Source organism: Microbacterium sp. Leaf151 (assembly GCF_001424225.1).
GTDB lineage: Bacteria > Actinomycetota > Actinomycetes > Actinomycetales > Microbacteriaceae > Microbacterium.
In genome coordinates this window covers 410,734-437,707 of sequence record NZ_LMOR01000003.1, presented here as the reverse complement: position 1 = coordinate 437,707, position 26,974 = coordinate 410,734, and the positions used below count along the sequence as shown (strand labels likewise).

The window sequence follows — 26,974 nt, the reverse complement described above, 5'->3', positions numbered from 1 at the left end:
GCCCGAGGACGCGACGGAGGGCGACGTCATGGATGTTGTCAGATTAATGATTGTTCGTTGCGCCGACGTTGCGTCGAAGCGTCGGGTAGTCGTCTTTTGTCATACCGACCGCGGACTCACCGCGTACGCGGCCGAGGGTCAGGAAGAGTGGTCGCTCAGGAAACGCACGATACCGGCGCGAGTGTCGTTGTTCAGGAGTTGCAGACCGTGCTTCTGTCCATCGACGACGATCAGGTCGTGGATGACACCAGCCGTTTGCAGCGACTGGTCGAGCAACTGCGCCTGCTGAAGGGGAATGAGTTCGTCGCTTCCGTGGATGATGAGCGTCGGCGGAAGCAGATCGGCGGACGTCGCGGGAGACGCCTCGCCTGCGATCGCACAATCACTCAGGTCGTCGCAGCCGAGGTACTCCTGGACGACCTGCTCGAGGTCAGGTCGAGGATCACCCAACTGCGCCGCATCCGCCGTCAGCGAGCCCGCAGGAGAGAGGGCCACGACGGCATCGACGGGCGCCGACGCGCTGCGAAGCTGTTCGGCGGCGCTCAGGGCGATGATGGCGCCCGCCGAGCTTCCGAGGATCGAGACCGAGCGGGACAGATTGAACCGCTCCGCCTGAGCGGGTTCACGCAGCCACTGCACGGATGCCATGACGTCCTCCACCTGGGCCGGGTAGGTGGAGGGAAGCAAACGGTAATCCACCGCGAAGGCGGCGAACCCCTGATCCCCGAGCGCACGACAGATTCGCGACATCGTGCCGCGATCGCCCTCCTTGAAGGCACCGCCGTGGACGAGGACCACCGCCGGGTGTGGCCCGCTGCTGGTGGGCAGGCAGGCGTCGGCCTGAAGATCACCGCCATCCGCACCGGGATACGGGATGTCGTTCTCGACGGTGATAGCCGGATCAGGTGTTTCTTGTGGTCGCGAGGGGCTGCACGACGCAATCACACAGATGAGACCTATGGTGCCTGCGACAGCCATCGCACGTGCAGCGATGCGATTCATCGTCGTCCTCCTCGAACGCGTTGGATGGCGCTGCGGTACACGTCTCGATGGCGCCGGCCTACTTCATCCCAGTCCCGGCCCTCCAATCGAGGCCGCGCGGAGGTGCTCAGTGCCTCGGCTGCTGCAAGCGCCTTCATCAGGTCGTCTTCGTCGAGCTCATCGTCGAACATCGTGACCCACTCGCTGCCGACCTCACTGGCGAGGGCGGCGTTCGCGGCGCTGCGGGGCACCAGGACAGGGCGGTCCAACGAGAGAGCGACGAGCGCGGCCCCGGAGTTGTGCATCTCCGCATAGGGGAGCACGACAAGCGTCGCCATGGTCACGTCCGCCACCAGTTCCGCGTCGTCGACGAATGTGAGACGCGCGGAGATCCGCTCGTGGCCATCGATACGCTTCCTGATGCGCCGCGCGAGGTCTTCGGTGGGTGAACCCACGATCCGCAACCGGCATTCGGGGCAGTCGGATCGCAGGAAGACATCAATCAGATGCTCCACATTCTTCCGCGGGCGGATGATGCCGAAATACAGGATCCGCCCCGCCTGTCGAGACGGGTGGGCGTAGGAGGCGAACCGCTCGCGGTAGTGCCCGTGCGGAATGATCGTCTCTGCTCCGGGTCCTGGAGCTTCGGTGACGGGGTTGAGGTGGACGAACTCCGTGGTCGCCGCGTTGACCGCTCGTGTGAGTCGAGATTCGGCGGTCGTGCCCTCCTCGTGAGGCTGCACATTATGCGTCGTCCGCACGATCGCGATGCGCCTGAGACGGGCGCGAAGCAACAGGACCCGCATCGCCGTCCGCTTCGCGAGTCTCACCCTGCGCGACCTTGCTCTCACCAGGAACTCCGGCCAATGCAGATGAAGCACGTCATAAGCTCCGAAGAGGGCGTATTGCCACGTGAAGTAGCGTACCTCGACGTCGCCAGGGGCCCCTTCGGTCATCTGGTCGACATAACGCGTCGTGCCGTCTGGCGGCGCCAGAGAGTGCAAAACGACGATCTTTTCTGGGATGTTCGACACCGCAGACCTTCCCCCGGAACGCGCCCTCGAAACGATGACGGATTTTTTGGCCTTCCAAGAAGGCTACGCCAATCCCACGTGGCCGCTGACGCCGAGCACATGTCGCAATGCACATGTGAGGACGACCGCCTCCCTCTCACCGCCGCGATTCGACGCAGCCCCACGGCGATCGACCACCGCCGGCGTGCCGGCTACAGGACTCGAACCTGCAACCCCCCGCGCCGCGGGTTGTGCGGGGCGCACTTGCCCGTCTGGGTTCTGAAGCGGCGGAAGGACCCGAGATGCGTTGGCATCTCGAGCCCTTCCGTATTGCACCGCAGCGACCCGGTGCCCCCGCCGAGGCGAGAGCGTTTCTGTCAGGTGCTTATCGCGTGATGGTGATGGCTGTGCTGCGGCCTTCGTTTCCGGCGGCGTCGGAGGCGCGGGCTGTGATGCTGTAGGTACCGGCGGGGTAGGCCGAGGTGGACACGGTCAGACGCCAGGACCCGTCGCTCGCTTTGGTGGCGTCGCCCAGCTTGGTGGAGCCGCTCCAGAAGCTGACGCGGGTGACGGCGACGTTGTCGGTGGCGGATGCGATGAATGTCACGCTTGCCCCGGCTGTCGTTCCGGTCGCGGGGGACGTGATCCGCACGGAGGGAGCGACTGTGTCGGGCGATGATGTGGGAGTTGGGGTCGGGGTCGGGGTCCGCGTGGGAGTGGGCGTCGGGGTGGGTGCGGTGCCGGTCAGCGGGAGACCCCACGCGTTCCATGTGGTCGCGGCGATTTTTGCTTGCCCGGTTGCGTTCGGGTGAAAGTAGTCGACGTCGGTGTTGAGATCACTCAGCGGAATAGGCATGCGCGAGACCGCTCCACCGTCCCAGACGCAGTCGTTCGCCGCTGCGGCGCATGCGGAGGCGAGAGCGCTGTTGTAGTCGGTGGCGCGCGCCGCGGCCGCGGCGACAGAGTTGGTGTAGGCGGTGCCGGTTAGCTGGTTACCGTTTGCGTCGACACCTCGAGTGGTTCGGCAGAAGCCTTGCGATGCCCAGATGGCGGCGCCGTCGGTGGACTTGACGTTGTTCCATTCCGAGGCGACGTTCGGCACCGATGCGACGAGCACGGTGGCCTGGGGCCAGGCCGCGGCGATCTTGTTCATGATGCCCGTGGCGGCGGAGGTGAAACCGGGCACCGTCGTCATCGTGTACGTGTCGCCTTTCACGCCGTTGTCCGGGTTGCACAAGTCGTTGCCGCCGATGAGGAGGGTCACGATGTCCGGGTCGACGCCAGCGGCAATCGCGGCATCGATACGTGCTGCCACGCCCGTGATGAGAAGGCCTGACTTCGCATAGTTATCGGTCGTAACCGTGGTCGACGGGTCTGACGCCCTCAGGCGTGCCGCGATCGAGTTGACCGCGGTGTTCGTTCCTGTGGCCCAGTTGTTCGGCACGCAGTCACGCGCATAGCCGCACGAGGCGTTGCCTCGGGTGATGGAGTCGCCCAGCGCAAGAAGCGACTGCGTTCCCGCAGCCTGCGACGGCGCGGCCGTGAGAAGACCAGCGAGAAGCGCCACAGCGCCCACCCCGGCACCCAGCGCCCCACGCCATCGTCGGTGGACCGTCGATCGTTGTGAATTGATCTTCATGGTGAGATGCCCCCAGTTTGGTTTCGAACACGCCTGAGGTCGCGTTGTCGCGCCCCCAGGTGGAGCCAACCGCGGATCACGCGTCTACGTCAAATTGACGCGCGCACGCCGCACGCGCCCTCAACGCAGCTTCGACCGCCTGAGGGGAACGTAGGACGGACCAGATCCCGTAGTCCCGTGCGACGGCGCTCCCCGACGCGCGCGCCCTTCGTGGGTCCACTCTGCGGCGCACGGGATGCCGTCGACGATCGCGGCCACCAGCACCGCGGTGTGCTTGTCGTCGTAGTACTCCGCCCACCGGCCCACCTCGAACGCGAGCACGTCACCCCGGTCGCCGGCGACCGCGAGCAGCTTGGCGATCACGGGCGCCGGGTCGCTCGTGTACCGGTTGCGGGAGCAGATCGCGCTGAGGTGCACCCCGAGCGCGACGTCGGGGTGCAGCGGGCGGGACATGCGGTCAGGCTATGCGCCCACCGCCCACACCGGTACCCAGAGGGGGCTGCGGCGTCGCCGTGACGCGAACGCCGATGAACGTCTAGGTCGCGTGGGCTGAAAGCGATGGGTTTCCGATGGATCAGAGACCATCCGGTGGCGAAGACCGCGTGCGATCCCCGGAATGACGTGCCGGCTACAGGACTTGAACCTGCAACCCCCGTATTACAAGTACGGTGCGCTACCAATTGCGCCAAGCCGGCGTGAGACGCCGCGGGCGTCTCGGAGGACGAGTCTAGGCGGTGGGCCGTATCACTCGTTGTGCTTGCCGCTGCGGCGATCCCAGTCGAGGGACTTGAACTGCAGGAACGAGCAGAGGTTTCCGGCGATGACGAGCTCGGCCGCGAGGCTGGCCATCTCGTGCGGCGTGAGCGTCAGATCGTCGGGGCGGGCGCTGAGCGTCGCTTCCCACAGCGGCTCGTCGTAGCCCCGGGGCTGCATGTAGATCGACGCATTCGCGTTCGACAGACTGACGACGACGAGACCCGTGTCCTGGCCGTCCGCGTCCTCTTGGTCGACGACTTTGATCTTCCCCGCGACCAGGTGCCCCTGATTGCGGAACTCCTGCACCCAGATCTTCAGCTGATCACGGGACCGCCGCGGCGGGGAGTCCTCGATCTCCTCATTCATGACACCAGAATCGCACACCGCCGGCTCCACCGAGAGGTCGGTTCAGCCCGCGGGCGTGGTCGACGGCACCGGGGTGGCGGTGGAGTAGTACGCGTTGCTGTCGACGGTCAGCACGAACTGCGCGAACTCCTTCGCGTCATCCATATTGCCGACGTACGGCGTGCCGTTCACCAGCACGGTGGCGGTGGAGGTGAGTGCCTGTCCGTCCGTGCCGGGCAATCCCTTGATCGCGCGATCGGTGGCGGCCTTGGCCCAGGCGGTGTACGTCTCGTCCTCGATGCACGACCGCACGGTCGCGACGTCGCTCACGCCCGCGCCCTGAGCCATGTCCGCCAGCTGCTGGTCGCTGTACCCGTCGGTGTCGACGGCGGGCTGGGTGGTGAGCAGCTCGTGATTGAAGGCGAAGAAGCGGTCCGACGCGTGGGTCGCCACGCACGCGGCGGCTCCGGCGGCGCGCAGGCTGTACTTCGTGCCGTTCGACTTCGAGGTGAGCATCGCCACCGGGTAGTAGGTGAGGGTGGCGGCGTCGTCGCCCACCCACTTCGACAACTGCGTCGCGTTGGCGGACTGGAACTCCCGCGCCTCCGTGGAGAGGTAGTCGACGTAGACGCGGATGTCGACGGGCGCGGCCGTCGATGTCGGCTCGGGAGTGGGCTCCGCGGTCGGGGCGGCCTCGGCCGCCATGGTCGCGGCCGTGCCGTCGACGGTCTGGTCGGCGAGCGGGTTCGCCACCTGTGGTGCGCTGGTGACGAGGAATCCGTCGTCGCTGGCGGCATCCGGAAGCGCCTGCGAGCGGTCTTCGCGCGAGTTCAGCGCGGCCGAGACGCCCACGGCGCCGATGCCGATCACCGCGACGGCGCCGACGGCGATGGCGGAGCGCCGCGCGATGCGCCAGCGCGTCTGCTTCGCCTTGACCTGCTGCGCCTTCTCGCGCACCGCCTCGCGACGGTCGCGTTCGGCGGGCGCATTCGCTGAGGGGTCGTGGGACATGAAACCTTCCGGACGCGGGTGATCGCCGCATGAAACGAGGGGGTTCGCACGGGTGGGCGAACGAGCACCGATGGTAGCCACGCTGGCTGAGAAATGACCAGACACGTGCCATACTGACCCTGCGTGCACTGTCGCCCGCACGGGGTCGCCCCCGCTCATTCCATTCACTACGGATCGTCCGGCACGTACCTGCCGGTGAAGGAGAAGAAGAAATGGCGTCCGTCACCTTTGACAACGCAACCCGTCTGTACCCCGGCGGAACCCGCGCCGCCGTCGACAAGCTGAGCCTCGACGTCGCAGACGGCGAGTTCCTCGTCCTCGTCGGCCCCTCCGGCTGCGGTAAGTCCACGTCGCTGCGCATGCTCGCCGGCCTCGAAGAGGTCAACTCCGGCCGCATCCTGATCGGTGACCGCGACGTCACCGACGTGCCCCCGAAAGACCGCGACATCGCGATGGTCTTCCAGAACTACGCGCTGTACCCGCACATGACCGTCGCCGAGAACATGGGCTTCGCGCTCAAGATCGCCGGCATCGGCAAAGAAGACCGCGCCGCCCGCGTGCTCGAGGCCGCCAAGCTCCTCGACCTCGAGCAGTACCTCACGCGCAAGCCGAAGGCCCTCTCGGGTGGTCAGCGTCAGCGCGTCGCGATGGGCCGCGCGATCGTCCGCCAGCCCCAGGTGTTCCTCATGGACGAGCCGCTGTCGAACCTCGACGCGAAGCTCCGTGTGCAGACGCGTACCCAGATCGCGTCGCTGCAGCGTCGCCTGGGCGTCACCACGGTCTACGTCACGCACGACCAGACCGAGGCCCTCACCATGGGAGACCGCATCGCCGTCCTCAAGGACGGCCTCCTCCAGCAGGTCGGCACCCCGCGCGACCTGTACGAGACCCCGAAGAACGTCTTCGTCGCCGGCTTCATCGGCTCGCCCGCGATGAACCTCTTCACGGCCGACCTGGCCGAGGGCGGCGTCCGCTTCGGCGACATGGTCGTCGCTGTCGAGGCCGACACGATCGGCAAGGCGCACGGCTCCGAGGTCACCATCGGTGTCCGTCCCGAAGACATCCAGGTCGCCCCGGCCGACGGCCGTGGCCTCAAGGTCGTCGTCGACCTCGTCGAAGAGCTCGGCGCCGACGGCTACCTCTACGGTCACACCGAGATCAACGGCAAGCGCACCGACCTGGTCGCACGCGTCGACGGTCGTCGTCACCCCAACGCGGGCGAGACGGTCGTGCTGGCTCCGGTCCCCGGACACATCCACGTGTTCGACCTCGAGTCCGGCGACCGCCTGACCGACCGGGCCATCGCTTCGGCCTGACCCACGCACCGACGCGGCGCGTCCCCGGTCCCGATTCGTTCGGGCGGGGGCGCGCCGCACTGTTTCCCGGAGGTTCCCGTGTCCGAATCCCTCAGCATCACGGCCAGCGCCGTCGATCCGGGGCTCCTGCAGCTGCCGTGGTCGACCGGACTCGGCGAGTGGCCGAGCAGCCACATCGTGGCGCTTCCGAAGGGCATCTCGCGTCACCTCGTGCGCTTCGCCACCCTCTCCGGCCGCGTCGTCGCCATCAAGGAGACGACCGAGGAGATGGCGCGGCGCGAGTACGACATGCTCGGCAACCTCGACCGCCTCGCGGCCCCCTGCGTCGACCGGATCGCCGTGATCGCCGGGCGCACCGATGCGTCGGGCCGTCCGCTGCCCGCGGCCCTCGTCACCGCGCATCTGCGGTTCTCGCTCCCCTACCGCGCGCTGTTCACACAGGTGCTGCGACCCCACACCGCCACACGCCTCGTCGACGCCCTCGCCGTGCTGCTCGTGCGTCTGCACAACGTGGGGTTCTACTGGGGTGACGTGTCGCTGTCGAACACCCTGTTCCGCCGCGACGCGGGTGAGTTCGCCGCCTACCTCGTCGACGCCGAGACCGGTGAACTGCACGGCAATCGCCTGACCCCCGGCCAGCGCGCCCACGACCTGGACATCGCGCGCACCAACATCGCCGGCGAGATCATGGACCTCGAGGCGGGCGGAAGACTCGAGGGCGGAGTGGACGCCATCGCCATCGCCGACGGGCTGGTGTCGTCGTACCACTCGCTGTGGGGTGCGCTCACCGACAAGGAGTCCTTCGCGGTCGATGAGTCCTGGCGCCTCACCGAGCGCGTGCACCGGCTCAACGCCCTCGGCTTCGACATCGGCGAGATGTCGATCCGCACGGCGAGCGACGGCACGCAGGTGTCGATTCAGCCGAAGGTCGTGGACGCCGGGCACCACCAGCGCCGCCTGCTGCGCCTCACGGGGCTGGACGTCGAAGAGAACCAGGCCCGCCGCCTGCTCAACGACCTCGACGAGTTCCGCGCACGCGTCTCGCGCCTCGGCGCCGATGAGGAGATGGTCGCGCACGAGTGGCTCACCCGCGTGTTCGAGCCCATCGTGATGGCCATCCCGTGGGACCTGCGGGCCAAGCTCGAGCCGGCGGAGGTGTTCCATCAGGTGCTCGAGCACAGGTGGTACATGTCGCAGGCGCGAGGTCGCTCGGTTCCGCTGGCCGAGGTCGTGAGTTCCTACATCGACGACGTGCTGCGCCACCGCCGCGACGAGGCGACCGTGATGGGTCCGCCGACCGACACCATGTCGCTCCCCACCGTGTCCGACGCCGACGCCCCCGCCACGGGTGAGGTGCCGACGACCGACACCGACCTCGTCGACTGGCGCGACCTGGTCTGAGCGACGGAGGCCGTGGCATCCGGAGTCGATCCGGGATGCCACGGCCTCTGTCGTACGCGGGGTCAGTACCCGACGGTGAACCGCTCGCGGGTGTGCTTCGGTTCTTCGATCTCGTCGAGGACGGCGACGGCGAAATCGGCGCCGCCGATGAAGGAGTCGCCGTTGTCGTCGACGACGAGCACGTCGCCGCCGTCTCGGTAGGACCCGGTGCGCTCCCCCGGCGCCCAGGAGCCGAACCCGCCGGCGGGGTGCACGTAGAACCAGTCGCGGCCGGTGTCGTCGGCCTGCAGGTCTTCGAGGATGCCGATGGCCTCACGGGCCTCGGGCTTGTACTCCTCCGCGAAGCCGTCGGTGTCGATCAGGCGCGGGCCTCCCTCGGCGGCGAGCGAACCGCCCGCCCCACCGACGACGCCCAGACGGACGTCCTCGGGCAGCGCGGTGACGAGCTCGGTGATGGCGGGGCGCAGCTTGCCCTCCATGTCGCCGCGCGGGGCGACGGCCGAGACCACCACGTCGACGCCTTCGAGCTGGGCGACCAGACCCGGCACGTCGAGGACGGTGCCCTCGATGTACGTGGCTCCGTCGATGCGCTCGGCGGGGACGGAGCGGGCGATCGACACGACCGTGTGGCCGCGACGGACGGCCTCGGTCACGATGTGGCTACCGGCGTAGCCGGTGCCTCCGATGACGGCGATGCGGGGCATGGCGTTCCTTTCGTCGGTCGTGCGGGGAGCAGACCTCGTCGTCGTCCAGCGTGCCGCGTTCAGCACGGCTCGGCAACGCGACGCCGGAGGTTCTCCCCGCTTTCAGAGCAGGGTCGGGCGCGTCACCCGGCGGCGCGCAGCGTCGACACCTGGTAGAGGGCGACGGATGCCGCGATGCCGGCGTTGAGCGACTCGGTGGCGGCCGTAATGGGGATCGACACGACCTGGTCGCACGTCTCGGTGACGAGGCGCGACAGGCCCTTGCCCTCGGAACCGACGACGATCAGGACCGGACGGTCGGCGAGCTCAAGCGAGGGCAGCGATACGTCGCCGTCGCCATCGAGGCCCAGGACGAAAACGCCCTGCTTCTTGAACTCCTTCAGCGTCGCCGTGAGGTTGGCCGCCAGCGCCACGGGGATGCGGGCGGCAGCTCCCGCGCTGGTCTTCCAGGCGGCGGAGTTGACGCTCGCCGAGCGACGCTGCGGAATGATGAGCCCCTGACCGCCGAAGGCGCCCGTGGAGCGGATGATCGCGCCGAGGTTGCGCGGGTCGGTCACGCCGTCGAGCGCCACCAGCAGCGGCACCTCGCCGCGGTCGATGATCTGCTCGAGAAGGTCTTGCGGGTGCGCGTAGGAGTACGGCGGAACCTTCAGCGCGACGCCCTGGTGCACGCCGTCGAACCCGGCCATGCGGTCGAGCTCGGGACGGGTGACCTCGAGCACCGGGATGCCGCGGTTCGTCGCCATCGACAGCATCTCTTTGACGCGGTCGTCCATCTCGACGCGCTGAGCGATGTACATCGCCGTGGCGGGGATCTTCGCGCGCAGCGCCTCGAGCACCGAGTTGCGGCCGGTGACCGTCTCGGTGTCGTCGGCCGCCTTGGGGCTCTTGCGGTTGGGGTTGCCGACCGCGCGCACGCCGGGCCGACCCTTGCCGCCGGCGGCGGCGTAGCGCTCCTCGGCAGCCTTGCGCTTGCCGGCGGGGTGCCAGGCACGGTCTTCGGCCTTGGGGGTGGGACCCCGACCCTCGAGCGCCTTGCGGACGTGCCCGCCGGTGCCCTTCAGGGGGCCTTTCTTCTTGCCGGGGTTGCGTGCTCCGGGGCGTCCAGGCTTAGGCATCGATACTCCAATGTGTTCCGGCCGGAGTGTCCTCCAGCGTGATTCCGGCGGCGGCGACGGCATCGCGGATGCGATCGGCGGCCGCCCAGTCCTTCTCCGCGCGAGCGCGGGTGCGCTGCGCGATCATCTCCTGCAGGAGGGCGTCGAGGGTCGCGTCGGACGACGCGCTCGCGACCGTGGGCTCGGAGGCGTCCAGTCCCAGGATGCCGAGCATCGCGCCGACCGAGCGATGAGCGGCGATCGCGGCGTCGGTGTCTCCCGCGTCGATGGCGACGTTTCCCGCACGCACCGTGTCGTGCAGTGCTGCCAGAGCCTGGGGGACCCCGAGGTCGTCGTCCAGGGCTGAGGCGAATGCGGCGGGGACGTCGCCCGGCACGAGCACGAGCGGATCCGCGCCGGAGGACCGCAGCACGCGCTGACGAAAGGTCGCGATCCGCTCGAGCGCGCTGGCCGCCTCGGCGAACCCGCGGTCGGACACGTCGAGGCTGGAGCGGTAGTGCGCGGCGGCGAGGGCGTACCGCACGACCACCGGGTCGTGTTCCGCGAGCACATCGGCGGCGAGGGTGAAATTGCCGAGCGACTTCGACATCTTCTGCCCGTCGACGGTGACGAGGCCGTTGTGCACCCAATAGCGGGCGAAGGCGTCACCCGCAGCGGTCGACTGCGCCATCTCGTTCTCGTGGTGCGGGAAGCGCAGGTCGAGCCCGCCGCCGTGGATGTCGAACTCCGTGCCGAGGTAGCGACGCGACATCGCCGAGCACTCGATGTGCCAGCCGGGACGACCGTCTCCCCAGGGCGAGGCCCAGGTGGCCGATGCGGGCTCCCCTGGCTTGCTGCCCTTCCACAGGGCGAAGTCGCGCGGGTCGCGCTTGCCGCGCGGGTCTGCGTCGGCCGCGGGCTCCATGGCATCCAGGCTCTGACGGGTGAGCTCGCCGTAGGCGGGCCACGAGCGCACGTCGAAGTAGACGTCTCCGGCGGCGGAGTAGGCGTGGCCGCGCTCGATGAGCTCGGCGATGAGCTCCTGCATCTGGGTGACCGACGCGGTGGCGCGCGGTTCGTACGTGGGGGGCAGGATGCCGATGGCGGCATAGGCCCGCGAGAATTCGAGCTCCATGCGGTATGCGAGCGCCCACCAGGGCTCGGCGTCGGTGGCGTTCGCGAGCACCTTGTCGTCTATGTCGGTGACGTTGCGCACGAAGGTGACGCGCCCGAAGCGGTGGGTGAGCCACCGGCGCAGCAGGTCGAAGGCGAGAGCTGCGCGCACGTGGCCGATGTGGGGCCCGGACTGCACGGTCGGGCCGCAGACGTAGACGGTGACGTTCGAGGGGTCGAAAGGGACGAAGTCGCGCAGGTCCTGCGCCCTCGAGTCGTACAGCCGAACAGTCACCGCACAAGCCTACCGGCCACTCCGTGCGCGACACCTGGGGGAAACACGCAGCGGCTACGGTGCGGGTATGCCCCTGCTCATCCGCCCCGACGACCTCACCGGCGCCGAGACCCGCGCCCTGGTCGCCGCCCACCTGGCGGGGATGCTCGAGAACACCCCGACCGAGAGCATGCACGCCCTCGACGCCGACCGTCTGAGCGCCGACGGCGTCACGGTCTGGTCGGCGTGGGTCGACGACGAGCTGGCCGGGATCGGCGCATGCAAGGATCTCGGCCATGACCGAGCCGAACTGAAGTCGATGCGTGTCGTCGAGCGCTTCCTCGGTCAGGGGATCGGCCGGGCCATGCTGCGGCACATCATGGAGGATGCCGCGGAGCGTGGCATCCGGAGCCTGTGGCTCGAGACCGGCAGCACCGACGATTTCGCGGCCGCGCGGGGACTCTATGCGAGCGAGGGATTCCGCGAGTGCGAGGCGTTCGCGCCCTACGAGCCGGACCCGCTGTCGACGTTCATGACCCGCGGACTCTAGAGCGGCACGACCAGGGCCGTGGCGAAGGCCGCGACCCCCTCGGTGCGTCCGGTGAAGCCGAGTCCGTCGGTGGTCGTCGCGCTGACCGACACCGCCGCTCCCCCCAGTGCCGCCGACAGCACTCGCTCCGCCTCGACACGACGCGCCGCGAAGCGAGGGCGGTTGGCCTGCACCTGCACCGAGACGTTTCCGACCCGCATCCCCGCCGCGCTCAGCAGTTCGACCGTGTGCGCGAGGAACGCCTCGGCGTGGGCACCGGCGAACTCGGGACGATCGGTGCCGAAGTGCGTGCCGATGTCGCCCAGTCCCGCCGCCGCCAGGAGGGCGTCGACGATGGCGTGCGCCACCGCATCGCCGTCGGAGTGCCCCGACAGGGCCTGCTCCCCCGGCCATTCGAGGCCCGCAAGCCACAGCGTCCCCTCGCCGCCGAAACCATGCACGTCGGTGCCGATGCCCACCCGCGGCACCGGGACCGACGGGGATGGGACGGATGCCAGGGGGGCGGCGGCGAGCAGGGCACGTGCGCGCTCGAGGTCGGGAGTGGTGGTGATCTTGAAGGCCACCGCGTCGCCGTCGACGACGACGACGTCGTGCCCGGCCGCGGCCACCAGGGCCGCGTCGTCGGTGTGGTCCGCCTCGACCGCGTTCAGAGCCGCACGCAGGACCGATACGCGGAAGGCCTGCGGGGTCTGCGCGGCCACCAACTCGCTACGGTCGACGGCGGCCACCACACGGCCGTTCGCGTCGACCCGTTTGATCGTGTCGACGACCGGCACGGCGGGGATGACCGCGACGGCACCCGCCGCGATGCGCGCGATCACGCGCTCGAACACCGAGGCCGGGGTGAGGGCCCGGGCCGCGTCGTGGATGAGCACCGTGTCGACGTCGTCGCGCAGGATGGCGAGCCCGGCCGCGACGGACTGCTGACGGGTGGTCCCGCCCGAGACGATATCCACCGCGCGGGGATCGCCGTCGGCGGCGTCGCGCGCGACGTCGAGAGCGGCCGCCTCATGGCCCGCGGGAACGACGATCACCACCTGCGCCGGTCGCGCCAGGAAGACGACGCGGAGAGCATGGTGGAGGATCGATCGATCGTCGACGGCCACGAACGCCTTCGGTGCTCCGCCGCGAAGACGGGTACCGGAGCCGGCGGCCACGACGACGACCGCGAAACGCGAGTCCGGGGCGTGAGTCACCCGTTCACGCTAGCGCGACGACACCCGGAGGAATCGCACACCGAGCGGCGTCAGGACGCGAGGACCTCGTCGAGGACGACGCCCGCGCGGTCTTCGTCGGTCTTCTCGGCCAGCGCGAGCTCGGAGACGAGGATCTGACGCGCCTTGGCCAGCATGCGCTTCTCTCCAGCGGAGAGGCCACGATCCTGATCGCGGCGCCATAGGTCGCGGACGACCTCGCTCACCTTGATCACATCGCCCGAGGCGAGCTTCTCGAGGTTCGCCTTGTAGCGGCGCGACCAGTTGGTCGGCTCCTCGGTGAACGGTGCGCGCAGCACCTCGAAGACGCGGTCGAGACCCTCTTTGCCGATGACGTCACGAACGCCGACCAGGTCGACGTTGTCAGCGGGAACCTCGATGACGAGGTCTCCTTGCGTGACGTTGAGCTTCAGATACTTCTTCGTCTCGCCCTTGATGACGCGTTCTTTGACCTCGATGATCGTGGCCGCACCATGGTGCGGATAAACGACGGTCTCGCCAACCTCAAAAAGCATGGAGTTATGTCCTTTCGGCAACATCCAGGATACCACAGGCCCGCATGCGCTATTGTTCCGCCCACCCTGCGCCCCTCCCCCTCGCGCGCGGGCCCCGCATGCCCTCACGTGCGCGGGACGGCGCGGGGAGCCCACCGCGCGAGGCGGACGCGCGCCAGGGACCCCGTAGGATGAGGGGGATGCCGTCTGTCGATCTTGGAGGATCCGTGAAAACGCGCCTGATCGCGTCCGTCGCCCTGGGTGCCGCTGTTCTGCTGGGCACGACGGGGTGCAACCTCATCGCTCCGCAGGCGACCACCATCGACTACTCGGCTTCGGACGGCGTGAACGTCCCCGCCGACGCCGGCCCTCTGTCCGTGCGCAACGCCCTGATCGTCGCCAACGACGACGGCACGACCGGCAACCTCGTCGCCGCGATCGTCAACGACACCACCGACCAGCTGGTGCTGCGCATCGAGGTCGGCGAGGGCTCCTCCGCCGTCCGCGCCGCCGTGAACGTGCCGGCCGGCCGCACGCTCAGCCTCGGTGACCTGACGGACGACGTGGAGCCGTTGCGTCTCGACGACATCGACGCCGTCCCCGGCTCCACCGTTCCGGTCTACTTTCAGTCCGGAGACGGCCAGGGATCGCTCATGCAGGTGCCTGTGCTCGACGGTGCCCTCGAGTACCTCGCGCCTCTCGCCCCGACGCCCGAGGCGACCGTGACGATCGCGCCGATCCCCACGAACACGGCGACGCCGACGCCGACCGCGACACCGACGCCCTCTACCTGAGGACGACGCCCCTCTCCTTTCGACGACGAAGGCGCCGACGCATCGCGTCGGCGCCTTCGTCGTTCTCTCGCTCACGCCTCGAAGCGATACCCCAGGCCGCGGACGGTGACCAGCATGCTGGGCTCGCTCGGGTTCTGCTCGATGCGCGAACGGATCCGCTTGATGTGCACGTCGAGCGTCTTGGTGTCGCCGAAGTAATCGGTCCCCCACACACGGTCGATGAGCTGACCGCGCGTCAGGACCCGTCCCGCGTTGCGCATCAGCACCTCGAGCAGCTCGAACTCCTTCAGCGGCATGTTGATCTCGCCGCCGTCGACCGCGACGGTGTGGCGGTCGATGTCGAGCACCACGCGCCCGCCCGCCAGGACGCGATCGTCGAGGTCGGCGTCGACGGGTGTGCGTCGTCGGAGTACCGCGCGCATGCGCGCCAACAGCTCCCTCGTCGAATACGGCTTGGTGACGTAGTCGTCGGCGCCGAGTTCGAGCCCCACGACGATGTCGACCTCGGAGTCCTTGGCCGTCAGCATGATGATGGGCACCTGCGACGTCAGCCTCAGCTGCCGACAGACCTCGGTGCCCGGCATCCCGGGGAGCATGAGATCCAGCAGCAGAATGTCGGCACCGCGCTCGCGGAAAGCGGCCAGCGCGAGGGCGCCGTCTTCCGCGATCTCGACCTCGTAGCCTTCACGGCGCAGCAGGTAGGCCAGCGGGTCGGCGAGATCGGGCTCGTCCTCGACGATCAGAACGCGAGTCATACGGTTTCCTCTTTCACGGGAGCGGAAGCCGCGGCAGACGCCTTACGGCCCTTGCGACGCTGCTTCGGACGGACGATGTCGAGATCCGGGGTCTCCGACAGCGGGAGGCGGATGGTGAAGGTCGAGCCGCGGTCGGGCCGCGACCACAGCCGCACCTCGCCGCCGTGGCGCTGAACGGCGTGCTTGACGATCGAGAGACCGAGCCCGGTGCCGCCCGTGCGGCGCGAGCGCGCCTGGTCGGCGCGGTAGAACCGCTCGAACACCCGGTGCTGGTCGCTCTCGGGGATGCCGATGCCGCGGTCGGTGACGGCGATCTCGACGACGTCGACGTCGAGTTTGATGCCGACTCCGACTTTCGAACCCTGCGGCGAGTAGGCGATGGCGTTGGCGATGAGGTTGCCCACGGCCTCCGTGAGGATCTGGGGCTCGCCGCGCACCCACAGACCCTTCGTGCCGCCGCGCACGACGACCACCTGCGCCGAGTCGGCCTGCACCGTGTGCGACTCGACGGCGGCGGTGACGACCTCATCGATCGACACATCGCGCACATCGCGCAACTCTTCGGACGCCTGCAGACGCGACAGGCTCAGGATGCGATTGACCAGGGCGCTCAGCCGCGCCACCTCGGCCTGCATGCGCGCGGCGAAGTGGCGCACCTGGTCGGGGTCGTCGGCCGCCGACTCGATGGCCTCGGCGAGCAGACTGACGGCGCCGACCGGCGTCTTCAGCTCGTGAGAGGTGTTGGCCACGAAATCGCGCCGCATCTCCTCCACCCGCTCGCGCTCTGTGATGTCGCGCAGCACGACGAGGGTGAGCCGGTTCGAGATCGGCGTCGCCCGCACGGCGACGAGCCGGGCCTCCGCGGGGGCGGCACCGCGTCGCAGGCGCAGGTTCTCGGCGACGGAGGCGCCTGTGTCGCGGGCGACCCGTGCCACCCGCTTCAGTTCGTCGCTGGCGACGACCTCCCCCGTGTGAACGCCGAACACCTCAGCGGCGGGCGAGAGCGCCAGGACGGTCGACGACGTGTCGCACACGAAAGCAGGGTCGTCCATCGCCTCGAGCATGGCGTCCACGCCCTCCGGCACCTCGACGGAGGTCTGGGCCAGAGAACGATCGCGGGCCCGCAGAGCTGCGACGACCAGGCCGACCACCGCGGCTCCGATCAACAGACCTGCGAAGAGCGAGAGCAGCGCGAGCTGCGGTTGTTGCATGCCCCCAGCGTAAACGTGACGATGCGGCTTCACCCGCCGTTCACCCCCGCGCGCACTCACGCGGACGCTACTATTCACTGTCACAGCACCACTCGTTAACCTTCGCTGGACAGAATCCCGGAGGGTTGCGGGACACCTATGTGCCGTGCCGCCGACGAGGAAGGTACCCGCCATGCGCGAAGTATTCCACCAGTCCCTCGAGGACGTTCAGAACCGCCTGGTCGAGATCGCCGACCTCGTGACCATCGCGATCGACCGTGCCACGCGCGCGTTCGGCACGAGTGACGTCGCCCTCGCCGAAGAAGTCATCGAAGCCGACGCGATCATCGACGAGAAGGCCGTCGCGCTCGACGAGCTGGCCATCGAGATCCTGGCCCGCCAGCAGCCGGTCGCCCGCGACCTGCGCATCGTCGTCACCGCCCTGCGCGTGAGCGCGTCGCTCGAGCGCATGGGCGACATGGCCGAGCACATCGCCCAGCTCGCCCGCTCGCGCTTCCCGGAGCGCGCGATCCCCAAGGGTCTCAAGTCGACGTTCACCCGCATGGGCGAGCTCGACGTCGAGGTCGCGCGCAAGCTCGCCGAGCTGTTGCGCACGCAGGATCTGCGCGTCGCCGAGGCCATTCGCGACGCCGACGACGACATCGACGAACTGCACCTGAGCGTCTTCGAGAAGGTGCTCGGCGACTCGTGGAAGGGCGAGGCGACCGCGACGGTCGATGCGACCCTGGCGAGCCGCTATCACGAGCGTTTCGCCGATCACGCGGTGTCGGTCGCCAAGAAGGTCACCTACCTGGCGACCGGGGACTGGGCCGGTGCCGACGAAGACATCTCCTACGAACCCAGCCCGGCCATCTGAGCACGAACGGAAAGGGGGTGGATGCCGATCGGCATCCACCCCCTTCGTCGTGCGGTGTCAGTGCTTGTTGCCCTGCGCGGCCACGACCGCGGCGCCGGCCGCGGCGGCCTCGGGGTCGAGGTACTCGCCCGGTCCGACCGGCGTGAGGTCGTCGTTCAGACGGTAGACGAGCGGGATGCCCGTAGGGATGTTCAACTCGGCGATATCTGCGTCGCTGATGCCCTCGAGGTGCTTCACGAGACCGCGCAGCGAGTTGCCGTGCGCGGTGACGAGCACCGTCTTGCCGGCCTTGAGGTCGGGCACGATGTCGCTGTGCCAGTAGGGCAGCATGCGGTCGATGACGATCTTCAGCGACTCGGTGTCGGGCACCTCGCCGTCGATGCCGTCGTAGCGGGGGTCGCCGACCTGGCTGTACTGGTCGTCGGCAGGCAGGGCCGGCGGCGGCACGTCGAACGAGCGGCGCCACAGCATGAACTGATCATTGCCGAACTCTTCGAGGGTCTGCGCCTTGTCCTTGCCCTGCAGAGCGCCGTAGTGACGCTCGTTGAGGCGCCACGAGCGCTTGACGGGGATCCAGAGACGGTCGGCCGCATCGAGGGCGATGTTCGCCGTCTGGATGGCACGGCTGAGCACGGAGGTGTGCAGCACATCGGGCAGCACGCCCGACTCGGCGAGCAGTTCACCGCCGCGCTTCGCCTCGGCCTTGCCCTGGTCGGTGAGTCGCACGTCGACCCAGCCGGTGAACTGGTTGGTCTTGTTCCACTCGCTCTGCCCGTGGCGGAGGAGGATCAGCGTGTGAGGCATGACTCCATGCTATCGACGCGCGGGCGTCGACCAGGAGCTGCGGCTGGCATCATGTCGGACGTGACCTCCTCCCCCGTCGGCCGTCCCACCCGCGGCACGACCGGGGTCAACCGCCTGCGCCGGGTCGACCGCTGGATCGCCCGGCATCCGGCGTTGCGCCGAAGTGACGACCCGCTCGTGGTCGATCTCGGGTTCGGGGCGAGCGCGGTCACGCCCCTCGAGTTGCACGCCCGCCTGATCCGCGAGCGACCGGATGCCACGGTGCTGGGGCTCGAGATCGACGCCGACCGCGTGGCCCGCGCACGGGAACAGGCCGCGGGGGTCGCCGGGGTCACCTTCGCCCGCGGAGGGTTCGAGGTGCCCACCGCCCCGGGCCGACGCCCGGCGATCATCCGCGCGATGAACGTCCTGCGTCAGTACGACGAGGCCGACGTCGTCGGCGCGTGGGCGCGCATGTGCGCGCGCCTCCAACCGGGCGGCATCCTGGTCGAGGGAACGTGCGACGAGATCGGCCGGGTCGTCACGTGGGCCGAGGTCGGGGCCGACGCGGTACCCCGGAGTTTGACGGTCTCGCTCAGGCTCGCCGAGCTCGACACCCCCGCCATCGCGGCCGAGCGCCTGCCCAAAGCCCTGATCCATCGCAACGTCGAGGGCGAACGGGTGCACGCGTTCCTGGCATCCCTCGACCGGGAATGGACGCGCGCGGCGGCGGTCGCGCCATTCGGCGCCGTGCATCGCTGGCGCACCGCGATGAAGGGGATGCAGGATGCCGGCTGGCCGCTCGTGCGTCGCGAGCGCTGGCGGCTGGGAGAGGTCGGCGTCGCCTGGGAGGCCGTTGCGCCGCGGTGATCGGGGCGACCAGGGCGCAGATACCTCGATACGGGAAGAATCGATCCGGGGCGCCGTCTCAGATGCGCGGGAGCAGCGCCCGCGCCTCGGCGGACGGCATTCCGGCCGCGGTCAGCAGATCGACGGCCAGCGGTCGCATCGCGGCGACGAGGTTGAGTTCGCCGACTCCGCCGTCGGGCAGCAGCGCCGCCGGATCGAGGCGACGAATGACGGCGACCACCGCCGAGCGCGCTGCCGGTTCGAGCGAGATGTCGTCGAGGCTGTCGCGCACCAGCGACGCGCCCCGGGCGAGCTCGGCCAGCAGGTCGGCCGGTATCGGTCGCGTCTCACCGTCCGCGCACAGGTAGGCAGCGCGCCGGGCCACGACCCGCAGGTTGCGCGTGGCCAGGTCCAGCGACTGCCTCACCCGCTCATGGCGCTGCAGCTCCGTGCGCTGGCGTCGGAGGAACGGCGAGATACGCGCGACCTCGCGTCCCGACTCCAGCGACCCGCTCCACGCGTCGACGTAGGTCTGCAGCGACCGGGCACGCTCGAGGCCCCGCTCGGCCCGGACGCGATCGCCCCGGCGCAGCGCCCGCACGATGGTCGCCATCGCGATCTCGAGCGCGTCGAACAGCTCGTCGGCGTCGCGCAGTTCGGTGCGCCTCAGCGTCCGCGGGATCAGCGCCGTGACGATGAGCGCCGCGACCCCGCCGATCGCGCCGTCGGCGAGACGCAGGAAGGGCGCTCCCGTGACGACGACCAGGGCGATCAACGACTGCACCACGGCCGCCAGGGCGAAACCCGGTTGAGGTGAGAGGAAGCGGGCGATCAATAGCGTCGTCGTCATCGCCACGGCGATCTGCCACCAGCCGCTGCCCGCGGTCACCAGCACAATCTCGGCGATGAGGATGCCCACCAGCATGCCCATGACGGTTTCCGCGACGCGCCACGGACGCGCGTCTCGCACGAGACCGAGACTCGACACCGTCACGGTCGCCGCCAGGAGCGGGACCGGATGCCCGAGCACGAAGTGGGCGAACGCGTACGCCGCAGTCGCTGCGACGACGATCTGCGAGATCGCGGGGAGCGACTCGCGCACCCGCGCGACGCGCCGCCGGAGCGTGGAGCGCAGGCGCGAGCGGGGTACGACGACCCCGACGGTCGTCGAGGGGTCGTCGGCGATCATTCCGCCGCGCGGCGGCGTCCGAGGCGGGGCATCCGCGGAATGGACGCGGTGGCCCCCGCGTCGGCGGGTACGACCGTCTCGGCCGCGGCGGCGAGCGGACCGTCGGCGGTATCGACGACGAGTGGCACTCCCTCGGGTGCGGTGCGCTTGACGAGAGCGAGGGCAATCGGCCCCTCCTCGTGGTGCACGGCGACCGACGTGATGGCGCCGATCACGGTGTCACCCGCGCGCACGGCGTCGCCACGGGCGGGGAGGACATTGTCGCTTCCGTCGAGCTGCAGGGCCACGACGCGACGAGGCGGGTGTCCGAGGTTGTGGACTTTGGCCACCGTCTCCTGGCCGCGGTAGCAGCCCTTCGACAGGTGCACCGCCGTGCGCAGCCAGTCCATCTCGTGCGGCAGCAGGCGTTCGTCGGCGTCGACACCGACGCGCGGACGCCAGGCGGCGACACGCAGCGCCTCGACGGCGTCGAGACCCGCGAAGGCGATCTCGCCGCGGACGGCGCCGTCGAGCACGCGACCGAACTCCTCGGCGTCCACGATCGCCTCGGCCCAGTCGCGCTCGGCACCGGGGTGCGGTTCGACGCGGGCGTAAGCCCAACCCCCGGGTGAGACCGCGGGCCAGGGGTCGACCCAGACGGGGGCCACCGTGCGCAGGGCATCGACGGCCGCGCGGGTGCCGCCCACGACGACGAGATCGTCGGAGCGGTCCTGCACCTCGACCCGCAGACGGAAGCGCATTCGGGTGAGCCAGGTCGCGAGGGCATCGGCGTCGGACGCGTCGACGAGGAGCCATGTCGTCTCGCCATCGTCGACCACCGCGGCCGCATGCTCCACCCGCCCCTGGGGGTCGAGGATCAGCAGCTCGGTGGACACCCCGGGCGCCAGATGCGTCAGAGCCTGCGACGACAGCGAGTCGAGCCAGCTGCGGCGGTCTTCGCCACCGACGGAGATCACGCGCCGGTCGCCGAGGGGCGCGAGCGCCGATCCGGACGACAGCCGTCGCTGCTCGGCCACGGGCGAACCGACGTGACGCAGCCCGCGGTCGTCGATCACGGCGCCGGGGACGTCGGTGAGGGAGACCACGATCAGTCCGCCCGCGCGAGACGCGCCGAGGCGTGCGAACCGAGTTCGCGGCCCAGGGCGGCGATGTCCCACGCCCACAGCAGGTGGTTGTCGACCAGTCCGTACAGTCGCGTCGCGGCGGCATAGGGCTTCGCTCCGGCGGTGCGAACCACGGCATCCGTCGCCAGATCGATGCGGGGACCCTTGACCTGACCGACGTAGAGCTCCAGGATGCCGTCGGCGTGCGCCAGGCTCACTTCGATGTCGAAGCCGCCGTCGGCGTTGCGCAGAGCCTCGACGTCGTCGGCCGTGCGGATGACGGGCACGGCCGTCGCGGGAAGGAGCCCGGGACCGGCATCGGCATCGCCGACGGGTCGCGCCAGACGCCAGTAACCGACCTCGGACACGAGGGGACGCCGCTCTTCGCCGTCGAGCAGCCAGGCGTCGGCGGAGTAGTTGAGGAAGGCTCCCCCGTCGTGACTGAAGCTCACGCGGTGCGCGAATTCACCGGAGAAGGCACGGCCGTCCGCCTCGTAGTCGATGACTCCGGTGCCTTCCCAGACGCCGACGAGCCACGACAGGGGAACGAGGTCGGCCGGAAGGTCGGTCGGGATCTCGATCACGGCGCTCAGCGCTGGCCGCGATAGAGGTTCCAGATGACCGTTCCGGACACGAAGGCGATCGCCAGCGAGGCGAGGCCCAGAAGTCCCACGAAGAACAGTTCGAGCGCGAGGAGGTCCATGCCTCAACTCTAGCCCGAGACCAGGGATGCCAGACCGAAACCGATCGTGATCACCCCGAGCACGACGAGCGCACCCAGCGAGCTCAGCGCCATCCGCTGGATGAACGCCTGCGACCGGCCGTACCAGAGCTGCACGGCGAACGAGACGATCACGCACCCGCCCAGGGCGACCGCGATCCACTGCGCACGCCACTGCTCGGGGGCGAAGATCCCGATGAGGACGCCGGCGATCGCCGCCAGCACCCATACCGCCACGACACCGGCGTAGGTGCGGCGCGGGGCGAGGTCGGGAGTCGACATGACCCCATCATCACTCAGGACCCCCGTCGCGCGCACGCGCAGCGCCGGTGATGAGGCCGCGGCCTCGTCGCCCTAAGATGATCGGGTGCGCGACACGCCGCACGGGAGGTCCTCTTGGCACAGCTTCTGGTACTCAGCTCCGCCCCGGGCGGCGGCGCTGCCCTGCCCGCGCTCGAATTGCTGAGCCACCGCGTGCGGCAGATCCCGGCCGAGGCAGCGCAGCTGGTGAACGCCCCCAGCGCCGACGTCATCTTCGTCGACGCCCGCTTCGACCTCGTCGGCGCCAAGTCGCTGTGCAAGATCATGTCGACCACCGGCATCGAGGCTCCACTGGTGCTCATCATCACCGAGGGAGGCCTCACCGCGGTCTCCACCGACTGGGGCATCGACGACGTCGTGCTCGTCGGGGCGGGTCCCGCCGAGATCGACGCCCGCATCCGACTGGCCATGGGTCGGCAGACGGCCGATCAGGTGTCGACGCGCATCCAGACCTCGGGCATCACCATCGACGAGTCGTCGTACTCGGCGAAGGTGCACGGCAAACCCCTCGACCTCACCTACAAGGAGTTTCAACTCCTGCACTTCTTCGCCACGCACCCCTCGCGGGTCTTCACACGCGAACAGTTGCTGAGCGAGGTGTGGGGGTACGACTACTTCGGCGGCACCCGCACGGTCGACGTGCACGTGCGGCGCCTGCGCGCCAAGCTCGGTGACCTCGAGCAGCTCATCGGCACCGTGCGCAACGTCGGCTACCGCTTCAACGTGTACGAGGACGACGCCCCCGTCGCGGCATCCGCCCCCGTCTGACCCGACGCGAACCGCCCGTTCACTCCCGTGTCACCGACCACTGCAATGATGTGGGGATGATGGAACACGACGTGCTGGATACGGGGCTCGGCGACGCCGACGACGACGACTTCGATGAGGCCGTCGAGGCCGAGGACGACCAGTTGCCCGATCACCGGTACCTCGACCGCGAGGTGAGCTGGTTGGCGTTCAACCAGCGCGTCCTCGAGCTGGCCGAAGACCCGTCCGTCCCCGTGCTGGAGCGGGCGAACTTCCTCGCCATCTTCGCCAGCAACCTCGACGAATTCTTCATGGTGCGCGTCGCAGGGCTGAAGCGCCGCATCGTCACGGGACTCGCCGTACCCACGAACGTGGGCCGAGCACCACTCGACGTGCTCGCCGACATCTCGGCCGAGGCGCACCGCCTGCAGGAGCGCCACGCGGCCGCCTGGACCGAGAAGGTCCGCCCCGCGCTGGCCGAGGCCGGCATCAAGGTCGTGTCGTGGGACTCCCTCGACGAGGACACCGCGGCTCGATTGACCGAGTACTTCCAGCGCAACGTCTTCCCGGTGCTCATGCCGCTCGCCGTCGACCCGGCGCACCCGTTCCCCTACATCTCGGGGCTCTCGCTCAATCTCGCCATCCGCATCCGCAACGCCCGCACCGGCCGTCAGGAGTTTGCGCGCCTGAAGGTGCCGCCCATGCTGCCGCGCTTCGTCGAGGTGCCGGGGGACGGCCCGGGCGTGCGCTACCTCCCGCTGGAGGAGCTGATCTCCAACCACCTGGGAGACCTCTTCCCCGGCATGGAGGTGCTCGACCACCACGCGTTCCGCCTCACTCGCAATGAAGACATGACGATCGAGGAGGACGAGACCGAGAATCTCATCCAGGCCCTCGAAGCCGAGCTCCTGCGCCGCCGTTTCGGCCCGCCGATCCGCCTCGAGATCACCGAGGACATGGATGACGTCACCCGGTCGCTGCTGCTGAGCGAGCTCGACATCACCGAGCAGGAGGTCTACCGGCTTCCCGGCGCCCTCGACCTGCGCGGGCTGTTCGATCTCTCGCGCATCGACCGCCCCGACCTGCGATACCCGCCTCACGTACCCAAGACCGCTCTGGCGTTCCAGCCGCCGGAGCAGAACGGCCGCGCCGACCTCTTCCGTGCGATCCGCAAGAGCGACGTGCTCGTGCACCACCCGTACGAGTCGTTCGCGACGAGCGTGCAGGCCTTCCTCGAGCAGGCCGCCCGCGACCCGCACGTGCTCGCCATCAAGCAGACCCTCTATCGCACCTCGGGCGACAGCCCCATCGTGCAGGCCCTCATCGACGCTGCCGAGGCAGGCAAGCAGGTGCTGGCGCTCGTCGAGGTCAAAGCGCGCTTCGACGAGGCGAACAACATCGTCTGGGCCCGCAAGCTCGAGAAGGCCGGCGTCCACGTCGTCTACGGCCTCGTGGGCCTCAAGACGCACTGCAAGCTCGCCCTCGTCATCCGTGAAGAAGAGGGGCGACTGCGCCACTACAGCCACGTCGGCACCGGCAACTACAACCCCAAGACGAGCCGCATCTATGAAGACTTCGGCCTCTTCACCGTCGACGATCAGGTGGGTCGCGACCTGACCCGCCTGTTCAACGAGCTCAGCGGCTACGCGATCGAGAAGAAATTCAAGCGCCTGCTCGTCGCACCCCTGCACCTGCGCAAGGGCCTGCTGCGACACATCGACAAGGAGCGCCGCAACGCGCTGGAGGGCAAGCCGTCCGGCGTGCGCATCAAGGTGAACTCGATGGTCGACGAGGAGATCATCGACGCGCTGTACCGCGCCAGCCAGGCGGGGGTCCCCGTCGAGGTGTGGGTGCGCGGCATCTGCTCGATCAGGCCGGGAGTCCCGGGCATGAGCGAGAACATCATCGTGCGCTCCATCCTCGGCCGCTACCTCGAGCACTCGCGTATCTTCTCGTTCGCGAACGATGGCGATCCGCAGATCTTCATCGGCAGCGCCGACATGATGCACCGAAACCTCGACCGCCGCGTCGAGGCGCTCGTGCGCGTCGTCGACGAGAACCAGTTGCGCGAGCTCACCTCGTTGTTCGACCTCGCGATGGACGACGGGACGAGCTCGTGGCACCTCGGGCCGGAGGGCGAGTGGACGCGTCACAGCGTCGCCGCCGACGGCACGGCCCTCATCGACCTGCAGGAGCACACGATGTCGCGCGTCCAGCGCAAGCGCCGCGCCCGGACGGCCCGATGACGGAGACCGCCGTCTATGCCGCCGGCGGCGTCGTGTGGCGCCGGGTCGAGGGCAAACTCCGCATCCTGCTCATCCACCGCACCAAGTACCGCGACCTCACCCTGCCCAAGGGAAAGGTCGACCCCGGCGAGACGCTCGCCGAGACGGCGGTCCGCGAGATCCGCGAAGAGACCGGCATCCGTGTCGCACTCGGGGTCCCCGTGGGCGTCTCGCGGTATCGGATGCCGAACTCGCGCACGAAAATCGTGCACTACTGGGCGGCCGAGGCCACCGATGCGGCCGTGCGGACGTCGTCGTTCGTCCCCAACAAGGAGGTCGCGGCGATCGAGTGGGTGAGCATGAAGAAGGCGCGTAAGCACCTCAGCTACCCCGTCGACATCGAGATCCTCGACGAGTTCGCCCGCATCGTCGACGAGCAGGCCCTCCCCACGTTCCCGGTCGTGGTGCTGCGCCACGGCAAGGCGCGCTCGCGCGACGAGTGGGACGGTGATGACGCGGACCGCCCGCTCAACGCGCGCGGCCGTAAGCAGGCCGAGGCCATCGTCGGACCGCTGTTGGCCTTCGGGGTGCGTCGGGTGGTGTCGAGCCCTGCTGAGCGCTGCGTGCGCACCGCCACCCCGATCGCGCAGGCGATCGGTCAGCGGGTGCAGCTGTGCGCCGACATCAGTCAGGATGCGTGGGAGCAGGGCCGGGCCGACGCCCGAGCCGTCATCGGGCAGCGGGTGCGCGCGCGCAAACCCGTGGTCCTGACCAGCCACGGGCCCGTCCTGCCCGCCCTTCTGCACGAACTCGCCCTCGCGACCGGCACGATGGGCGGCTCCTATCTCGGCAGCGCGTCCGCCCTCGAGCCGGGCGCGTTCTCGGTCGCCCACGTGCCGGTGGAGCACCCGGGCGCGGGCATCGTGGCGATCGAGACACACGAACCGCGGGCGTGACCCTCCCGCCGGGCATCCGCATCGCGTGGCGGGCGGTTCTCCCGGGGTCGTCGCGGAGGGACACGTCGCGGGCGCTCCTCGCGGAGTTCCTCCCGGGCGCGAGGTTCGTCTCGCGATGCCCGCGGTGCGGTGGGGACCACGGTCGGGTACGGGTGGAGTGCGTGGATGCCACGGTGTCGGTGTCGTACGTCCCCGGGTGGACCGTCATCGCCGTGACACGAGAATACGGGCGCATCGGCGTCGATGCGGTTCCGGCGGACGCCGCGGGACTCGAACGTGTGCTGCCCGGTGAAGCGGATGCACAGGCCTGGGCGCGTGCGGAAGCCGTGCTCAAGGCCGACGGACGGGGTCTGACCGTCGACCCGGCACAGGTCGTCGTCGAAGAGAGCGCGGACGGGTGGCGGGCGTGGATCGTCGAGCATCCGGACGCCCGTCACTCGACGACCGAGTGGCGTGGGTGGGACCTCGACGGCCCCGACGGAGTGGTGGCGGCGCTCGCCGTCGACGCGCGCGCCGAGGCCCATCGTCGAGCGCGTACCTCCTGACCGAGGAGGCG

General features: G+C 69.3%; 28 protein-coding genes and 1 tRNA gene. 10 read left to right on the top strand and 19 right to left on the bottom strand.

What is annotated here, in order from left to right; genetic code table 11:
• Positions 1-138: 138 nt before the first annotated feature.
• The 7 genes from ASF76_RS09575 to ASF76_RS09545 all read right to left on the bottom strand — a co-directional run bounded on the left by ASF76_RS09575 (position 139) and on the right by ASF76_RS09545 (position 5,745).
• Positions 139-1,002, bottom strand: a complete 864-nt coding sequence (locus ASF76_RS09575; protein ID WP_082484964.1) for an alpha/beta hydrolase — start codon at positions 1,000-1,002, stop codon at positions 139-141.
• On the bottom strand, positions 999-2,015 hold the full coding sequence (locus tag ASF76_RS09570; RefSeq protein WP_055956590.1) for a hypothetical protein: 1,017 nt from the start codon (positions 2,013-2,015) through the stop codon (positions 999-1,001). The genes ASF76_RS09575 and ASF76_RS09570 overlap by 4 nt, the downstream gene beginning before the upstream one ends.
• A gap of 364 nt (positions 2,016-2,379) precedes the next feature.
• Positions 2,380-3,633, bottom strand: a complete 1,254-nt coding sequence (locus ASF76_RS17600) for a GDSL-type esterase/lipase family protein (RefSeq protein WP_082484962.1) — start codon at positions 3,631-3,633, stop codon at positions 2,380-2,382.
• Between the two features lie 120 nt (positions 3,634-3,753).
• Positions 3,754-4,086 carry a hypothetical protein gene (locus ASF76_RS09560; protein WP_055956584.1) on the bottom strand — a complete coding sequence of 111 codons (333 nt, stop codon included), beginning with the start codon at positions 4,084-4,086 and terminating at the stop codon, positions 3,754-3,756.
• A 169-nt stretch (positions 4,087-4,255) separates the two neighbouring features.
• A tRNA-Thr gene (locus ASF76_RS09555) sits at positions 4,256-4,328 on the bottom strand.
• 49 nt (positions 4,329-4,377) lie between these two features.
• Complete coding sequence (locus tag ASF76_RS09550; protein ID WP_055956581.1) at positions 4,378-4,755, bottom strand: hypothetical protein; 378 nt, start codon at positions 4,753-4,755, stop codon at positions 4,378-4,380.
• Positions 4,756-4,797: 42 nt separating this feature from the next.
• On the bottom strand, positions 4,798-5,745 hold the full coding sequence (locus tag ASF76_RS09545) for a DsbA family protein (RefSeq protein WP_055956578.1): 948 nt from the start codon (positions 5,743-5,745) through the stop codon (positions 4,798-4,800).
• 212 nt (positions 5,746-5,957) lie between these two features.
• Here ASF76_RS09545 and ASF76_RS09540 point away from each other — a divergent pair, with 212 nt between their 5' ends.
• Together ASF76_RS09540 and ASF76_RS09535 are read left to right on the top strand one after the other, a co-directional pair.
• The gene (locus ASF76_RS09540; protein WP_055956575.1) at positions 5,958-7,061 is read left to right on the top strand and encodes an ABC transporter ATP-binding protein; all 1,104 of its coding nucleotides are present in this window, start codon (positions 5,958-5,960) and stop codon (positions 7,059-7,061) included.
• A gap of 78 nt (positions 7,062-7,139) precedes the next feature.
• Positions 7,140-8,462, top strand: a complete 1,323-nt coding sequence (locus ASF76_RS09535) for a DUF4032 domain-containing protein (protein ID WP_055956573.1) — start codon at positions 7,140-7,142, stop codon at positions 8,460-8,462.
• A gap of 62 nt (positions 8,463-8,524) precedes the next feature.
• Here ASF76_RS09535 and ASF76_RS09530 read toward each other — a convergent pair whose 3' ends face one another.
• From ASF76_RS09530 to cysS, 3 genes are all read right to left on the bottom strand, one after another.
• Positions 8,525-9,166 carry an NAD(P)-dependent oxidoreductase gene (locus ASF76_RS09530; RefSeq protein WP_055956570.1) on the bottom strand — a complete coding sequence of 214 codons (642 nt, stop codon included), beginning with the start codon at positions 9,164-9,166 and terminating at the stop codon, positions 8,525-8,527.
• A 122-nt stretch (positions 9,167-9,288) separates the two neighbouring features.
• Positions 9,289-10,284 (bottom strand): 23S rRNA (guanosine(2251)-2'-O)-methyltransferase RlmB, encoded by a 996-nt coding sequence (rlmB, locus tag ASF76_RS09525; protein ID WP_055956568.1) that lies wholly within the window; start codon positions 10,282-10,284, stop codon positions 9,289-9,291.
• Positions 10,277-11,671, bottom strand: a complete 1,395-nt coding sequence (gene cysS / locus ASF76_RS09520) for a cysteine--tRNA ligase (RefSeq protein ID WP_055956565.1) — start codon at positions 11,669-11,671, stop codon at positions 10,277-10,279. Before cysS ends, rlmB begins: the two co-directional genes overlap by 8 nt.
• Positions 11,672-11,738: 67 nt before the next feature.
• Here cysS and ASF76_RS09515 point away from each other — a divergent pair, with 67 nt between their 5' ends.
• Entirely contained in the window at positions 11,739-12,200 is a 462-nt protein-coding gene (locus tag ASF76_RS09515; protein ID WP_055956563.1) for a GNAT family N-acetyltransferase, read from the top strand.
• Here ASF76_RS09515 and ispD read toward each other — a convergent pair.
• Together ispD and ASF76_RS09505 are read right to left on the bottom strand one after the other, a co-directional pair.
• Positions 12,197-13,396 carry a 2-C-methyl-D-erythritol 4-phosphate cytidylyltransferase gene (gene ispD / locus ASF76_RS09510; protein ID WP_055956560.1) on the bottom strand — a complete coding sequence of 400 codons (1,200 nt, stop codon included), beginning with the start codon at positions 13,394-13,396 and terminating at the stop codon, positions 12,197-12,199. The two genes, ASF76_RS09515 and ispD, sit on opposite strands and share 4 nt — an antisense overlap.
• Before the next feature lie 50 nt (positions 13,397-13,446).
• Complete coding sequence (locus ASF76_RS09505; protein WP_055956557.1) at positions 13,447-13,929, bottom strand: CarD family transcriptional regulator; 483 nt, start codon at positions 13,927-13,929, stop codon at positions 13,447-13,449.
• A 206-nt stretch (positions 13,930-14,135) separates the two neighbouring features.
• Between ASF76_RS09505 and ASF76_RS09500 the strand changes: the two genes are divergently transcribed.
• On the top strand, positions 14,136-14,702 hold the full coding sequence (locus ASF76_RS09500; protein ID WP_055956553.1) for a hypothetical protein: 567 nt from the start codon (positions 14,136-14,138) through the stop codon (positions 14,700-14,702).
• Between the two features lie 71 nt (positions 14,703-14,773).
• On the opposite strand, the gene ASF76_RS09495 is transcribed toward ASF76_RS09500, so the two are convergent.
• Both ASF76_RS09495 and ASF76_RS09490 read right to left on the bottom strand, forming a co-directional pair.
• Positions 14,774-15,457 carry a response regulator transcription factor gene (locus ASF76_RS09495; RefSeq protein WP_055956550.1) on the bottom strand — a complete coding sequence of 228 codons (684 nt, stop codon included), beginning with the start codon at positions 15,455-15,457 and terminating at the stop codon, positions 14,774-14,776.
• A complete protein-coding gene (locus tag ASF76_RS09490) occupies positions 15,454-16,668 on the bottom strand; it encodes a sensor histidine kinase (protein ID WP_055956548.1) in 1,215 nt (404 codons plus the stop codon). The genes ASF76_RS09495 and ASF76_RS09490 overlap by 4 nt, the downstream gene beginning before the upstream one ends.
• 172 nt (positions 16,669-16,840) lie before the next feature.
• Here ASF76_RS09490 and phoU point away from each other — a divergent pair, with 172 nt between their 5' ends.
• Positions 16,841-17,524 carry a phosphate signaling complex protein PhoU gene (phoU, locus tag ASF76_RS09485; protein WP_055956545.1) on the top strand — a complete coding sequence of 228 codons (684 nt, stop codon included), beginning with the start codon at positions 16,841-16,843 and terminating at the stop codon, positions 17,522-17,524.
• Positions 17,525-17,581: 57 nt separating this feature from the next.
• On the opposite strand, the gene ASF76_RS09480 is transcribed toward phoU, so the two are convergent.
• Positions 17,582-18,328: a phosphoglyceromutase gene (locus tag ASF76_RS09480; RefSeq protein ID WP_055956542.1), complete on the bottom strand. Its 747-nt coding sequence runs from the start codon at positions 18,326-18,328 to the stop codon at positions 17,582-17,584.
• A 51-nt stretch (positions 18,329-18,379) separates the two neighbouring features.
• On the opposite strand from ASF76_RS09480, the gene ASF76_RS09475 reads away from it, so the two are divergent.
• Entirely contained in the window at positions 18,380-19,177 is a 798-nt protein-coding gene (locus ASF76_RS09475) for a class I SAM-dependent methyltransferase (RefSeq protein ID WP_055956539.1), read from the top strand.
• Between the two features lie 58 nt (positions 19,178-19,235).
• On the opposite strand, the gene ASF76_RS09470 is transcribed toward ASF76_RS09475, so the two are convergent.
• The 4 genes from ASF76_RS09470 to ASF76_RS09455 all read right to left on the bottom strand — a co-directional run bounded on the left by ASF76_RS09470 (position 19,236) and on the right by ASF76_RS09455 (position 22,451).
• Complete coding sequence (locus ASF76_RS09470) at positions 19,236-20,345, bottom strand: FUSC family protein (protein WP_162240814.1); 1,110 nt, start codon at positions 20,343-20,345, stop codon at positions 19,236-19,238.
• Positions 20,342-21,430, bottom strand: coding sequence for a CAF17-like 4Fe-4S cluster assembly/insertion protein YgfZ (ygfZ, locus tag ASF76_RS09465; RefSeq protein ID WP_082484961.1), 1,089 nt, complete (start codon positions 21,428-21,430; stop codon positions 20,342-20,344). The genes ASF76_RS09470 and ygfZ overlap by 4 nt, the downstream gene beginning before the upstream one ends.
• Positions 21,431-21,432: 2 nt before the next feature.
• Positions 21,433-22,032 (bottom strand): FABP family protein, encoded by a 600-nt coding sequence (locus tag ASF76_RS09460; RefSeq protein ID WP_055956536.1) that lies wholly within the window; start codon positions 22,030-22,032, stop codon positions 21,433-21,435.
• A gap of 128 nt (positions 22,033-22,160) precedes the next feature.
• The gene (locus ASF76_RS09455) at positions 22,161-22,451 is read right to left on the bottom strand and encodes a hypothetical protein (protein WP_055956532.1); all 291 of its coding nucleotides are present in this window, start codon (positions 22,449-22,451) and stop codon (positions 22,161-22,163) included.
• Between the two features lie 114 nt (positions 22,452-22,565).
• Here ASF76_RS09455 and ASF76_RS09450 point away from each other — a divergent pair, with 114 nt between their 5' ends.
• The 4 genes from ASF76_RS09450 to ASF76_RS09435 all read left to right on the top strand — a co-directional run bounded on the left by ASF76_RS09450 (position 22,566) and on the right by ASF76_RS09435 (position 26,963).
• Positions 22,566-23,258: a response regulator transcription factor gene (locus ASF76_RS09450; protein ID WP_055956528.1), complete on the top strand. Its 693-nt coding sequence runs from the start codon at positions 22,566-22,568 to the stop codon at positions 23,256-23,258.
• A gap of 56 nt (positions 23,259-23,314) precedes the next feature.
• Complete coding sequence (locus tag ASF76_RS09445) at positions 23,315-25,483, top strand: RNA degradosome polyphosphate kinase (RefSeq protein WP_055956525.1); 2,169 nt, start codon at positions 23,315-23,317, stop codon at positions 25,481-25,483.
• Entirely contained in the window at positions 25,480-26,418 is a 939-nt protein-coding gene (locus tag ASF76_RS09440) for an NUDIX hydrolase (RefSeq protein WP_055956522.1), read from the top strand. The genes ASF76_RS09445 and ASF76_RS09440 overlap by 4 nt, the downstream gene beginning before the upstream one ends.
• A gap of 161 nt (positions 26,419-26,579) precedes the next feature.
• Positions 26,580-26,963, top strand: a complete 384-nt coding sequence (locus ASF76_RS09435) for a hypothetical protein (protein WP_055956519.1) — start codon at positions 26,580-26,582, stop codon at positions 26,961-26,963.
• The last annotated feature ends 11 nt before the right edge of the window (positions 26,964-26,974 follow it).